Source organism: Streptomyces kronopolitis (genome assembly GCF_050953795.1).
GTDB lineage: Bacteria > Actinomycetota > Actinomycetes > Streptomycetales > Streptomycetaceae > Streptomyces > Streptomyces kronopolitis_A.
In genome coordinates this window covers 6,149,149-6,161,331 of record NZ_CP191850.1, presented here as the reverse complement: position 1 = coordinate 6,161,331, position 12,183 = coordinate 6,149,149, and the positions used below count along the sequence as shown (strand labels likewise).

The following is a 12,183-nucleotide window of genomic DNA, read 5'->3' as shown; positions in this document are numbered from 1 at the left end:
GCCCGCCGCGACAACAGCGGTGGACACCTCAGAACCTCTCCGGGAAGACGAGGGCGAGGACCAGGTAGCCGAGCAGGGCGACGGCCACGAGCAGCCCGACGGTGTTCTCGACGGTCACAGCTTCGCCACCCCCTTGGCGACGAGAGCCACCAGGGCGAAGACCGCGAGGGTGACGACGACGAAGGCCACGTCGGCCATCGGGCGCTCCTAGAGGGAGGAGGAGGTAGGGACTCCTAGAGCAAAGCGCCCTTCCCGCCGCCCGCGACCGCCGTTGACGCCTCCCTTACGGCCATTGGCGCCCCGTTGACGCAATCTCTACGCCCTGCGGCCTGACCTGGGCGGACGACAAGGGCCCGTACCCCCTGTCGGGGAGTACGGGCCCATGTGACCGTCAGGATCCAGCCGCTACCGGGGCGCCCTCGCGCCGCCCGGCCGCCGTCCGTGTCAGCGGATCTCGGTGATCTCCGGCCCGCGTTCCAGACGCTCCACACCGCCGCCGAAGCGCGACTGCTCGACCGGCTCCTGCTGCACACCGTCCGGCACCATCTGGGCGTCGTCCGGCAGCTTCAGGACGATCGGGTCACGCGGCGCCATCGGGGACTCACCGCGGATGACGACGGTGTCCCGGAAGATGTGCTCCAGCACGCCCGCGGCCTGCGGCTGCACCGCGCCCTGGCCGGAGATCACGCCGCGCAGGAACCAGCGGGGGCCGTCGACACCGACGAAGCGCACGACCTGCACCCCGTTCGTGCCGTCCGGCAGCTGCACGGGTACCTGGGCGCGCAGCTCCCAGCCCAGCGGGCCCTCGACCTCGTCGATGACGCCGCCCTGCTGGGTGATGCCGGAGGCGATCTCCTCGCGGACCTCGCCCCAGATCCCCTCGTTCTTGGGGGCGGCGAAGGCCTGCAGCTGCACGGCGCTGTCCTGCAGCACCACGGTCGCGGCGACGATGGCGTCACCGGCGACCTCCACCCGAAGCTCCATGCCCTCGACACCGGGCACGAACAGGCCGCCGAGGTCCACCCGGCCCTCACCGGGCTCGGAGACCTCCGCCGCGTCCCAGGGGCCGTCGGGCCGCGGCGCGGGCGGAAGACTGAGCCGCTGCTGTGCCGCCGCCTCGTCCTCGTCGGCGTCGCTCACCGCTTGCCCGTCGGCGAGCGTGGTGTCCCTGGCCGACTCTTCAGGAGCCTCGTTCTTCTTGCGACGTCCGAACACGTCACTGTCCTTCCCGGTCGGCACCGACCGATGCGTATTCATTCCCGCCCGTGGAGCCGTCCACCGCCGCATGACCGCCGGTGGAACCGAATCCCCCCTCGGCCCGCGCCGAGCCGGGAAGTTCCGCCACCTCGTGGAAGCGCACCTTCTCGACCTGCTGGACGACCAATTGGGCGATCCGGTCGAATCGTTCGAACCGCACGCTCTCGCGCGGGTCCAGATTGACCACGATCACCTTGATCTCTCCACGGTACCCGGCATCGACCGTCCCGGGGGCATTCACCAGTGCCAGTCCGCACCGGGCGGCCAGCCCGGACCGCGGGTGCACGAACGCCGCATAGCCCTCGGGAAGGGCGATCGACACCCCGGTGGGCAGCACGGTGCGCTCCCCCGGCGCCAGCTCGGCTGCCTCGGTGGTCACCAGGTCCGCGCCGGCGTCGCCGGGATGCCCGTACGACGGAACGGGCACCTCCGGGTCCAGTCGCCGCAGCAGCACCCCGACGGGTTCACGTCCCTGACTCACGGGTTCACCTCGAAAGCACGCGCGCGCTTGGCCTGGTCCGGGTCGGCCATCGCCGCCTGGATCTCCTCGGCCCTTCCGTTGTCGATGAAGTGGTCGACCTTCACCTCGATGAAGACGGCCTCGGCGCGCACCGCGACCGGGCCGTCCGGACCGCCTATGCGGCCCACGGCCGACGAGTAGATCTTGCGCCGGTGGACCGCGGTGACCCGCGCGTCCAGATGCAGCACCGTGCCCAGCGGCACCGGCCGTACGAAGTCGGTCTCCAGCCGGCCGGTCACCGCGATCACCCGCAGCAGCCAGTTCAGCGAGCCGAGCGTCTCGTCCAGCGCGGTGGCCAGCACCCCGCCGTGCGCCAGGCCGGGCGCACCCTGGTGGGCCTCCTTGACGGTGAACTCCGCCCGTACACTCACGCCCTCGCCGGCCCGCGCCTCGAGGTGCAGGCCGTGGGGCTGGCCCGTGCCGCAGCCGAAGCACCGGTCGTAGTGCGCGCCGAGGAGCTCTCCGGGCGCCGGCGCGTCGGGGTGCCGGACCGGAGCGACGGCGTCCTTCGGTGGCGTCAGCCGCGTCAGCTCCGCCCTCGTTCTGTCAGTTCCACTCACGAGTGCAGACCCTACCCGCGCACGTCACGGGCCCGCGCCGCCGTGCCAAGCTGGAGCCATGCAGTCGTACGAAGAACGTCTCACCGCGCCCCGCTCCTGGTGGGTGATCGCCGCGCTGATCGGCGTCGCCTGCGCCCTGATGCTGCTCCCCGTGGGGACCCTGCCGATGCTCGGCGGGCTGATCGGCGGGGCGGCGCTGTCCGCGGTGGCGGTGAGCACGTACGGCTCGGCGCGGATCCGGGTGGTGGGCGGCGCGCTGATCGCCGGCGAGGCGAAGATCCCCGGGTCGGCGCTGGGCGAGGCGCGGGCGCTGGACGCGGACGAGGCGCTGGCCTGGCGTACGTACAAGGCGGATGCCCGCGCGTTCATGCTGCTGCGCAGCTATGTCCGCACCGCGGTGCGGGTGGAGATCACCGACCCCGGGGACCCCACGCCCTACGCCTATCTGTCGACGCGGGACCCGGAGCGTCTGGTGGCGGCGCTGGCGGCCGTACGCACCTGACCGGAGGCCGGGTGCCCGCTTCCGCCGTAGGGCGGGTGGCGGGCGGCTGCGGCACCGTCAGTCGTGCGGCGGGGCGGCCGGCCCCGAGCCGGGGAGGGCATCCCAGGAGACCTGGTGTGCGCGCAGGTCCTTACGGATCCGTTCCGCGAGCTTTCCGGTGTCCCGGCGGTTCATGAACGCGCCGACGGCGGCGCCGATCATGAACGGTGTGAGGTTGGGGAGGTTGCGCAGGGTGCGCTTCATGATCTGCCGGCGCAGTTCCCGCCGCATCTGCCCGCCGAGGGCGAAGTTCAGCGAGGCCGGCTTGGTGACGTCGATGCCCCGTTCCTCGGTCCAGGAGGTCACGCAGGCCATCGCGCGCTGCCGGAAGTTGCCCGCCGGCCGCAGGCCGTAGACCTCGTGCAGCTCGGCGATCAGCTTGATCTCGACCGAGGCGACGCCGGTGACCTCGGCGGCCAGCTCGGCCGGCATGGCGGGCGGTACGGGCAGCATCGCCGCCGCGCCGACGCCCGCTCCGACGGTCGCGGTGGCCGCGCAGGCGCCCGCGACGAGCTTGTCGGCCAGTTCCTCGGGGGTCAGTCCGGGGAACTGGGCGCGCAGCGTCGCCAGATCGCGGACCGGGATCCGCGGGGCGGTGTCGATGATGCGGTCGGCGATCACGGCGATCGCTGCCCGCACCCTGCCACCGCGTCCTGCCGCACCGCGGCCGGTCAGGGCCTCGAGCGAGGCCTCGTGACCTCGCTCCTGCGGTGCTCCACTCGTCAGCTCCGTGGGGAGGGCGGTCGGGTCTGCGGGCACGGGCGCGTTTTCCTGGTGTGATCGTGCGCCTGCCGCTGGACCTTGGCCGCCCTTGGGGCCCTTACGGAACGGGTTCATGCCTGCCATGGGCAGACCGGGCTCAGGCCGCGCAGTCGCGGCAGATCGGCTGCCCGTTCTTGTCCTCCGCGGCCAGCTGGCTGCGGTGGTGGACCAGGAAGCAGCTCATGCACGTGAACTCGTCCTGCTGCTTGGGCAGCACGCGCACGGCCAGCTCTTCGTTGGACAGGTCCGCGCCGGGCAGCTCCAGGCCCTCGGCCTGCTCGAACTCGTCGACGTCGACCGCCGAGGCGGACTTGTCGTTCCGCCGCGACTTCAGCTCTTCAATGCTGTCCTCGTTGAGGTCGTCGTCGGTCTTGCGTGGGGTGTCGTAATCCGTAGCCATTTTCGCTCTCCCCCTCTGGGTGTCTGCGGTGTCTCAGCGCTCGTAACGCGTGAGAGGCCGGACTTGTGCCCGACCTGAGGCGGAGATTTTGCCTCACATCAAGGTCTGTTACTCAATCGACACCCAACCGCACCCCTGAAGAGGTGATCGGTTTGGATGGCGATCAGGACCGTACACGGTCCGAATGTCGCACCTCGCGCAGCCCATCACCTGTACTTCCCGTGATCCGACCCCCCGGAAACCCGGACGTCCCAGGCATTCCGACGGCTATTTTGCTCACGGAGAGTAGATGGCTGGAATTTCGCGCCTGTGAGGGATCACACACGCACGGACCGGTGGGCGGACCGGTTCAATTCCGCGCAAAGCGAACTCGGCGAAGGATCCCCGCCGACCCCCCTTCACGTCAAACCGGGAGGCGAGGCGGTGTGCGGCCGCGAGACGGGCGATCGTACGCACGGATGTCCGAGCACCGCGCACCGGGGCGCGCAGTGCCTCCAGCAGGCGTACAACCGCCCTGTGGCCTGCGTCAGAGCGGCAGGACCACCCGCATCACCAGCCCGCCGCCCTCACGGGGCGCGGCGGTGATCGTGCCGTCGTGTGCCCGGACCACCGAGCGCACGATGGACAGGCCCAGTCCCACGCCCTTGTCGCTGCCGGTGCGCTCGGTCCGCAGCCGCCGGAACGGCTCGAAGAGGTTCTCCACCTCATAGGCGGGGACCACCGGCCCCGTATTGGCGACCACCAGCACCGCGCAGCCCGTCTGCGGCTCGGTGGTGACCTCCACCCAGCCGTCCTCGGGCACGTTGTAGCGCACCGCGTTCTGGACGAGGTTCAGCGCGATGCGCTCCAGCAGGACGCCGTTGCCCTGGACGAACGCCTGCTGGCGGACCCCGCGCAGCTCCACGCCCTTGCCGCCGGCCTCCTCACGGGTCTGCTCCACGGCCTGCGAGGCGACCTCGGCCAGATCGACCGGCTTCTTGTCGACGACCTTGTTCTCACTGCGGGCGAGCAGCAGCAGGCCCTCCACGAGCTGCTCGCTGCGCTCGTTGGTGGCCAGCAGCGTCTTGCCGAGCTGCGCCAGCTCGGGGGACGCGTCCGGATCGGCGAGCTGGACCTCCAGCAGCGTGCGGTTGATCGCCAGTGGGGTACGCAACTCGTGCGAGGCGTTGGACACGAAGCGCCGCTGCGACTCGAAGGCCCGGTCCAGGCGGTCGAGCATCTCGTCGAAGGTGTCCGCGAGCTCCTTGAGCTCGTCGTCCGGTCCGCCCAGCTCGATGCGGCGGTGCAGGTCCGAGCCCGCCACCCGCTGCGCGGTGCGGGTGATCCGGCCCAGCGGCGCCAGCACCCGGCCGGCCATGGCGTAGCCGAACGCGAAGGCCACCACCGTCAGCCCCAGCAGCGCCAGCAGCGAGCGGTTGAGGAGGTCGTTGAGGGCCAGCGCCCGCTGGTGCTGCAGGCACTGGTCGACGGCGGCCTGGAGCAGCGGTCCCGACGTCTTGGTGGGCAGGTCGCACTGGTCACTGGTCGACTGGAACTTGCCGCCGAGGATCTTCAGGGGCAGCGTGCTGCCGTCGTGCAGCGCGTCCGCGGCCAGCATGTAGATGATCGTCAGCAGCACGATGCCGGCCATCAGGAACATGCCGCCGTACAGCAGGGTCAGGCGGATGCGGATCGTGGGGCGCAGCCACGGGAACGGCCGGATGCTGACCGCGGGCCGGGGATCCCAGGTGGGCTTGGGGGGCAGGGGCGGCGGCGGTGCGGCCGCTTTGGAGAACGAGGGCAGGGAGGGCATCGCCGGTCAGATCCGGTATCCCGAGCCGGGGACGGTGACGATCACCGCGGGCTCGCCGAGCTTGCGGCGCAGCGTCATGACCGTGACCCGCACGACGTTGGTGAACGGGTCGGTGTTCTCGTCCCAGGCCTTCTCCAGGAGCTGCTCGGCCGAGACGACCGTGCCCTCGCTGCGCATCAGGACCTCCAGCACCGCGAACTCCTTAGGGGCGAGCTGGACCTCCTTGCCGTCGCGGAAGACCTCGCGGCGATTGGGGTCGAGCTTGATGCCGGCCCGCTCCAGCACGGGCGGCAGCGCGACGGTCGTACGCCGCCCCAGGGCGCGCACCCGGGCGGTCAGCTCCGTGAAGGCGAACGGCTTGGGGAGGTAGTCGTCCGCGCCGATCTCCAGGCCCTCGACGCGGTCGCTGACGTCGCCGGAGGCGGTGAGCATCAGGACCCGGGTGGGCATTCCCAGCTCGACGATCTTGCGGCAGACGTCGTCACCGTGGACGACCGGGAGGTCACGGTCGAGCACGACCACGTCATAGTCGTTGACCGCTATCCGCTCCAGGGCGGCAGCGCCGTCGTAGACCACGTCGACGGCCATGGCCTCCCGGCGTAGTCCGGTGGCCACCGCATCGGCGAGCAGCTGCTCGTCCTCGACGACGAGAACACGCACGTCGCTAGTCCTTCCTCAGGGCCCTCGCGGGCAGGCACAACTTGTCTGAAAGCCCTTCCATCCTGCCCCGAAGAGCCATAAACCGGCGGTAAGAGGGGTGCGGAGGGGTGGAGGGCGGCCCGGGACACCCGACGGCCATGATTCTCGGGTGGGTTGAGGTTTCCCCGGGGTACCGGGTGGGGAGGACGACTGCACACCCGCGATCACACCCTGTTTATCAGGCAACTTAAAGCACCCTTTGCCACGCACCGTTCCATCGCAGGGACCACGCAGTGATCACCCACCCGTCGGCACACCCCCGTGCCACCGACCCACGACGAGGGGGCGCACATGGACGCGTTCACCGCAGGCATTTTGCAGCGCATACAGAACACCGAAGCTGATCTGGACCGGGCCCGGGCTGCGGGCGACGACTTCCTCGCCGAGGTCGAGCAGGCAGAGCTCGAGGACCTGCAACGACTGGCGACCGAGCACGGCGTGCGCTACGGCGCGGTCAGCAACGCCTGACCGTTTCCCGGCGTACGACGCAGCGCCCCGGCATCCAGGGGATGGTGCCGGGGCGCTGTCATGCCCACGTGCGGGCGCAGCTCAGTCGTGCCAGGCGCCGAGGTCCTCCAGCAGCGGCTGGAGCTGCGCGAAGAGGGCCGGGGAGGCGGCGAGGGTCAGCTCGTGGGAGGGCGCGGAGCCGGGGCGGCCGCCGGTGAGCGCGCCGGCCTCGCGGGCGATCAGGGCTCCGGCCGCCAGATCCCAGGGGTTCAGCCCGCGCTCGTAGTAGGCGTCGAGCCGGCCGCAGGCCACATCGCACAGGTCGATGGCGGCCGAGCCGCCGCGCCGGATGTCGCGGACCTGCGGCAGCAGTGTCCGCAGCACCTCGGCCTGGGCGGCCCGGCGCTCGGCGCGGTAGGCGAAGCCGGTGCCCACAAGGGCCTCGGAGAGCGGCGGGGCGGGCCGGTGGTGGAGACGCTCGCCGTTGTTGAACGCGCCGCGACCCAGAACGGCCTGGTAGGTCTCGCCGCGCACGGGGGCGGCGACGACACCGACGACCGCCTCGCCGTCCTTCTCCGCCGCGATGGACACCGACCAGGACGGCAGCCCGTAGAGATAGTTCACGGTGCCGTCGACGGGGTCGATGACCCAGCGGATGCCGCTGGTGCCGTCGCTGCTGGCGCCCTCCTCCCCCAGGAGGCCGTCGTCGGGGCGGTGCTCCGCGAGGAAGCCGGTGATCAGCTTCTCGGAGGCGAGGTCCATCTCGGTGACGACGTCGATGGGGCTGGACTTGGTGGCGGCGACGCCGAGGTCGGCCGGGCGGCCGTCGCGCAGCAGGTCGCCGGCGCGGCGGGCGGCCTCCAGGGCCAGCTCGAGGAGTTCGTCGTGGAGCGCGTCGGCCGGTGTGGCGTCGGTGCGCGGGGTCTTGGGGTACAGCGGGTCGGGCACGGTGCTCCTTGCTCGCTCGGGAGGGGGTGGGGCGGGCGTACGGCTCAGGCGGGGGCCCCGGCGACCGGGCCGCGCCAGTCGGCGCCGGCGGCGGCCGGGCGGGGGCTGCGCGCCGGGCAGCAGCCGACGGGGCACAGGTCGTGGCCCGCGCCGAGGGTGCCCAGGGCGCAGCGCTCGGGGGCGGCGCCCCGTTCGGTGGCCGCGCGCTCCAGGAGGAGGTCGCGGACGGCCGCGGCGAACCGCGGGTCGGCGCCCACGGTGGCCGACCTGGTGACCGGCAGTCCCAGTTCGGCGGCCTTGGCGGTGGCCTCGGTGTCGAGGTCGTATTTGACCTCCATGTGGTCCGAGACGAAGCCCACGGGGGCCATGACGACGGCCGGGACGCCGTCGGCGTGCGCCGCTTCCAGGTGGTCGCAGATGTCGGGCTCCAGCCAGGGGACGTGCGGGGCGCCGCTGCGGGACTGGTAGACGAGCCGCCAGGGGTGGTCCACGCCGGTCTCCGCGCGGACGGCGTCCGCGATCACCCGGGCCGCGTCGAGGTGCTGGGCGACGTAGGCGCCGCCCGCGCCGTCCCGGGTGTGCTCGGCGGGCGTGCCGGAGGTGTCGGCGGCGGCGGTGGGGATGGAGTGCGTGGTGAAGGCGAGGTGGGCTCCGTCGCGCACCCGGTCGGGCAGGGCGGCGAGGGACGCCAGCACCCCGTCGATCATCGGGCGCAGGAAGCCGGGGTGGTTGAAGTAGTGCCGCAGCTTGTCGACCCGGGGCGGCTCCAGGCCCTCGGCCTGCAGGGTCGCGAGCGCGTCGGCGAGGTTCTCGCGGTATTGCCGGCAGCCCGAGTACGAGGCGTAGGCGCTGGTCGCCAGGACGGCGATCCGGCGGTGCCCGTCGTGGACCATCGTGCGCAGGGTGTCGGTCAGGTAGGGCGCCCAGTTGCGGTTGCCCCAGTAGACGGGCAGATCCAGCGCGTTCTCGGCGAAGTCCTTGCGCAGCGCGTCCAGCAGCTCACGGTTCTGGGCGTTGATGGGGCTGACGCCGCCGAACAGGAAGTAGTGCTGCCCCACCTCCTTGAGGCGCTCACGGGGGATGCCGCGGCCGCGGGTGACGTTCTCCAGGAACGGGACGACGTCATCGGGCCCCTCCGGGCCACCGAAGGACAGCAGCAGCAGGGCGTCATAAGGACGGGGATCGCACTCTTCGGGCATGCCATCGATCCTGCCACCCTTCCTCCGGGGCGGCGGAGCGGCCCCGGGGAGGAGCGGGGGAAGCCTGCTGCGGCCGAGCCCGGAATTTGGAGGCGGCCGGCGACGCCGGGCCCGTAAGCTGTATCGGCTGCAGACATTCCTTACCGATCTTCGGTCCTCACCGGCGGAGCGCCCCCGTTGCCCAGTCCCTACCGCGCCATCTTCGGCCGCCCCGGTACCAAGACGTTCTCCGCCGCCGGGCTGCTGGGCCGGATGCCGCTGTCGATGATGAGCATCGGCATCGTCACGATGATCTCCCAGCTGACCGGCCGCTACGGCCTGGCGGGCGCGCTGTCCGCGACCCTCGCGCTGTCCGCGGCGGTGCTCGGCCCGCAGATCTCCCGGCTGGTGGACCGGCACGGCCAGAGCCGGGTGCTGCGCCCGGCCACCCTGGTGTCGATCGCCGCGGTCGCCGGTCTGCTGCTGAGCGCGCAGCAGGGGTGGCCGGACTGGGTCCTGTTCGTCTTCGCGGCGGGGGCGGGGTGCGTGCCCAGCATCGGCTCGATGATCCGGGCCCGCTGGGCGGAGATCTACCGGGGCTCCCCGCGTGAGCTGCACACCGCTTATGCGTGGGAGTCGATCGTCGATGAGACGTGCTTCATCTTCGGGCCGATCCTGTCCATCGGCCTGTCCACCGCGTGGTTCCCGGAGGCCGGCCCGCTGCTGGCCGCCGTCTTCCTGGCCGTCGGTGTCTTCTGGCTGACGGCGCAGCGCAGGACGGAGCCGGTGCCGCATCCGCGGGAGCTGCACGTCAAGGGATCGGCGCTGCGCTCGCGGGGGCTGCAGGTGCTGGTGGTGACGTTCGTGGCGACCGGTGCGATCTTCGGGGCGATCGACGTGGTGACGGTGGCCTTCGCCGAGGAGACCGGGCACAAGGCCGCGGCCAGCGTGGTGCTGGCGGTCTACGCGCTCGGCTCGTGCGCGGCCGGCGCCGTCTTCGGGCTGCTGCACCTGCGGGGGCACGCGTCCCGGCGGTTCGTGGTGGGGGTCTGCGCGATCGCGGTGAGCATGGTGCCGCTGCAGCTGGTGGACTCGCTGCCGCTGCTGGCCGTGGCGCTGTTCCTCGCGGGGCTGTCCATCGCCCCGACGATGGTGACCACGATGGCGCTGGTCGAGGAGCATGTGCCGCGCTCCCAGCTGACCGAGGGCATGAGCTGGACCAGCACGGGTCTGGCGGTGGGTGTCGCGCTGGGGTCGTCGGCGGCCGGCTGGGTGGTCGACGCCGCCGGCGCGGCCCGGGGGTATCTGGTGCCGGCGGCGGCGGGCGTGCTCGGCGCGCTGGTGGCCCTGGCGGGCTACCGCAGGCTCCGCCCCAAGGCCGCGTCCCCGGTGACGGAGCCCGCGGCCGCCGGCACGCCGTCCGCGCACGCCGGCGCGGTCCCGCGGCCGCAGGACGAGCAGAGCGTCGTCTAGGGCGCGTCCGAGGTGCCGCACGCCCCGGCCCGCTCGCGCGCCCTGCGAGCCGGCGCACCACCGGTCCTACCCGGGACCGCGAAGTGAACCCACGCCGCCCCTTCGGGAGTTACCGTCGGTACGTCATGTCCGGGAGCCGGGCGACCGCGGCCGGATCCCGCGCGTGTGAGCGCGTCCCGGGCCCGGACGGCACGCCGTCGGCGACCGGCATCATGCGCCCACGCCACGTGGGCCGGACGCGGGAGGGGACGTCACCATGGCAGTCAGCGACGCCGTCGGCGGCTCGGGAGGACGCGGCTCGACGAGCGGGGTGTGGCGCAACTGGGCGGGCAATGTCGCCGCCCGGCCCGCCCGGAGCGTGGCCCCCGCGAGCACCGAGGAACTGGCCGACGCGATCCAGGCGGCCGCCGCGGACGGGCTCACGGTCAAGGCGGCCGGCACCGGCCACTCCTTCGCCCCGGCCGCCGCCACCGACGGGCTGCTGATCCGCCCCGACCGGCTGACCGGGATCCGCGGCATCGACCGCGCGGCCGGCACGGTGACCGTGGCCGCCGGCACCCCGCTCCGGCACCTCAACGAGACGCTGGCCGCACACGGGCTGTCGCTGACCAACATGGGCGACATCATGGAACAGACCGTCTCCGGGGCGACCGCCACCGGCACCCACGGCACCGGCCGCGACTCGGCGTCGCTCGCCGCCCAGATCACCGCCCTGGAGCTGGTCACCGCCGACGGCTCGCGGCTGACCTGCTCCGCCGACGAGCGACCCGAGGTCTTCGCCGCGGCGCGGCTGGGCCTGGGCGCGCTGGGCGTGATCAGCGAGCTGACCTTCGCCGTGGAGCCGGAGTTCCTGCTGGCCGCCCGCGAGGAGCCGATGCCCTACGACGAGGTGACGGACCGCTTCGACGAGCTGGTCGCCGAGAACGAACACTTCGAGTTCTACTGGTTCCCGCACACCGGCAGCTGCAACACCAAGCGCAACAACCGCAGCCAGGGCCCGGCGGCGCCCCCCGGGAAGGTCAGCGGCTGGGTCGAGGACGAACTGCTGTCCAACGGGGTCTTCCAGCTCGTGTGCACCGTGGGACGGGCGGTGCCGGCCGCGATCCCCGGCATCGCCAAGCTCTCCAGCCGCGCGCTGTCGGCCCGTACCTACACCGACATCCCCCACCGGGTGTTCACCTCCCCGCGGCGGGTGCGGTTCGTGGAGATGGAGTACGCGCTGCCGCGCACGGCCGCCGTCGCGGCGCTCGGCGAGCTGCGGGCACTGGTGGAGCGCTCGGACTTCCGGATCAGCTTCCCGGTGGAGGTGCGCACCGCTCCGGCCGACGACATCCCGCTGTCCACCGCCTCGGGCCGGGACACCGTCTATGTCGCCGTGCACATGTTCCGGGGGACGCCGCACCAGGCGTACTTCGCCGCCGCCGAGCGGATCATGACGGCACACGGGGGCCGTCCGCACTGGGGCAAGCTGCACACCCGCGATGCCGCCTACCTCGCCGAGGCCTATCCGCGGTTCGCCGAGTTCACCGCGGTCCGCGACCGCCTTGACCCGGACCGCCGGTTCGCCAACCCGTATCTGCGGCGGGTCCTGGGGGACTGAGCAGCT

The 12,183-nt window shown here is 72.3% G+C and carries 14 protein-coding genes; 4 read left to right on the top strand and 10 right to left on the bottom strand.

Annotation, left to right across the window (positions count from 1 at the left end; all coding sequences use genetic code 11):
• Positions 1 to 28: 28 nt before the first annotated feature.
• From kdpF to ACQP17_RS27260, 4 genes are all read right to left on the bottom strand, one after another.
• Positions 29 to 118, bottom strand: coding sequence for a K(+)-transporting ATPase subunit F (gene kdpF / locus ACQP17_RS27275; protein WP_040898161.1), 90 nt, complete (start codon positions 116 to 118; stop codon positions 29 to 31).
• A gap of 326 nt (positions 119 to 444) precedes the next feature.
• The gene (locus ACQP17_RS27270; RefSeq protein WP_433858622.1) at positions 445 to 1,215 is read right to left on the bottom strand and encodes a DUF3710 domain-containing protein; all 771 of its coding nucleotides are present in this window, start codon (positions 1,213 to 1,215) and stop codon (positions 445 to 447) included.
• Between the two features lies 1 nt (position 1,216).
• A complete protein-coding gene (dut, locus tag ACQP17_RS27265; protein ID WP_433858621.1) occupies positions 1,217 to 1,738 on the bottom strand; it encodes a dUTP diphosphatase in 522 nt (173 codons plus the stop codon).
• Positions 1,735 to 2,337: a PaaI family thioesterase gene (locus ACQP17_RS27260; protein WP_433858620.1), complete on the bottom strand. Its 603-nt coding sequence runs from the start codon at positions 2,335 to 2,337 to the stop codon at positions 1,735 to 1,737. Before ACQP17_RS27260 ends, dut begins: the two co-directional genes overlap by 4 nt.
• Positions 2,338 to 2,395: 58 nt before the next feature.
• Between ACQP17_RS27260 and ACQP17_RS27255 the strand changes: the two genes are divergently transcribed.
• Complete coding sequence (locus tag ACQP17_RS27255) at positions 2,396 to 2,839, top strand: DUF3093 domain-containing protein (RefSeq protein WP_364875268.1); 444 nt, start codon at positions 2,396 to 2,398, stop codon at positions 2,837 to 2,839.
• A gap of 57 nt (positions 2,840 to 2,896) precedes the next feature.
• Here the strand turns inward: ACQP17_RS27255 and ACQP17_RS27250 are convergent, their stop codons facing one another.
• From ACQP17_RS27250 to ACQP17_RS27235, 4 genes are all read right to left on the bottom strand, one after another.
• Positions 2,897 to 3,724: a hypothetical protein gene (locus ACQP17_RS27250; RefSeq protein WP_433858619.1), complete on the bottom strand. Its 828-nt coding sequence runs from the start codon at positions 3,722 to 3,724 to the stop codon at positions 2,897 to 2,899.
• A 13-nt stretch (positions 3,725 to 3,737) separates the two neighbouring features.
• Positions 3,738 to 4,040, bottom strand: a complete 303-nt coding sequence (locus tag ACQP17_RS27245) for a DUF4193 domain-containing protein (RefSeq protein ID WP_003982531.1) — start codon at positions 4,038 to 4,040, stop codon at positions 3,738 to 3,740.
• Positions 4,041 to 4,566: 526 nt separating this feature from the next.
• Positions 4,567 to 5,832: a sensor histidine kinase gene (locus ACQP17_RS27240; protein WP_433858618.1), complete on the bottom strand. Its 1,266-nt coding sequence runs from the start codon at positions 5,830 to 5,832 to the stop codon at positions 4,567 to 4,569.
• Between the two features lie 6 nt (positions 5,833 to 5,838).
• Positions 5,839 to 6,492: a response regulator transcription factor gene (locus tag ACQP17_RS27235; RefSeq protein WP_006602630.1), complete on the bottom strand. Its 654-nt coding sequence runs from the start codon at positions 6,490 to 6,492 to the stop codon at positions 5,839 to 5,841.
• A gap of 330 nt (positions 6,493 to 6,822) precedes the next feature.
• Between ACQP17_RS27235 and ACQP17_RS27230 the strand changes: the two genes are divergently transcribed.
• The gene (locus ACQP17_RS27230; protein ID WP_018093452.1) at positions 6,823 to 6,999 is read left to right on the top strand and encodes a hypothetical protein; all 177 of its coding nucleotides are present in this window, start codon (positions 6,823 to 6,825) and stop codon (positions 6,997 to 6,999) included.
• A gap of 81 nt (positions 7,000 to 7,080) precedes the next feature.
• Here the strand turns inward: ACQP17_RS27230 and ACQP17_RS27225 are convergent, their stop codons facing one another.
• Complete coding sequence (locus ACQP17_RS27225; RefSeq protein ID WP_433858617.1) at positions 7,081 to 7,926, bottom strand: inositol monophosphatase family protein; 846 nt, start codon at positions 7,924 to 7,926, stop codon at positions 7,081 to 7,083.
• 44 nt (positions 7,927 to 7,970) lie between these two features.
• Entirely contained in the window at positions 7,971 to 9,125 is a 1,155-nt protein-coding gene (locus tag ACQP17_RS27220; protein ID WP_433858616.1) for a ferrochelatase, read from the bottom strand.
• Between the two features lie 177 nt (positions 9,126 to 9,302).
• On the opposite strand from ACQP17_RS27220, the gene ACQP17_RS27215 reads away from it, so the two are divergent.
• Positions 9,303 to 10,577 (top strand): MFS transporter, encoded by a 1,275-nt coding sequence (locus ACQP17_RS27215; RefSeq protein WP_433858615.1) that lies wholly within the window; start codon positions 9,303 to 9,305, stop codon positions 10,575 to 10,577.
• A 256-nt stretch (positions 10,578 to 10,833) separates the two neighbouring features.
• On the top strand, positions 10,834 to 12,177 hold the full coding sequence (locus ACQP17_RS27210) for a D-arabinono-1,4-lactone oxidase (protein ID WP_433858614.1): 1,344 nt from the start codon (positions 10,834 to 10,836) through the stop codon (positions 12,175 to 12,177).
• The last annotated feature ends 6 nt before the right edge of the window (positions 12,178 to 12,183 follow it).

Coding starts and splice junctions, on each gene's coding strand:
- ACQP17_RS27210 (WP_433858614.1), top strand. CDS start 10,834: ATGGCAGTCAGCGACGCCGTCGGCGGCTCGGGAGGACGCGGCTCGACG.
- ACQP17_RS27240 (WP_433858618.1), bottom strand. CDS start 5,832: ATGCCCTCCCTGCCCTCGTTCTCCAAAGCGGCCGCACCGCCGCCGCCC.
- ACQP17_RS27220 (WP_433858616.1), bottom strand. CDS start 9,125: ATGCCCGAAGAGTGCGATCCCCGTCCTTATGACGCCCTGCTGCTGCTG.
- ACQP17_RS27230 (WP_018093452.1), top strand. CDS start 6,823: ATGGACGCGTTCACCGCAGGCATTTTGCAGCGCATACAGAACACCGAA.
- ACQP17_RS27250 (WP_433858619.1), bottom strand. CDS start 3,724: ATGGCAGGCATGAACCCGTTCCGTAAGGGCCCCAAGGGCGGCCAAGGT.
- ACQP17_RS27255 (WP_364875268.1), top strand. CDS start 2,396: ATGCAGTCGTACGAAGAACGTCTCACCGCGCCCCGCTCCTGGTGGGTG.
- ACQP17_RS27245 (WP_003982531.1), bottom strand. CDS start 4,040: ATGGCTACGGATTACGACACCCCACGCAAGACCGACGACGACCTCAAC.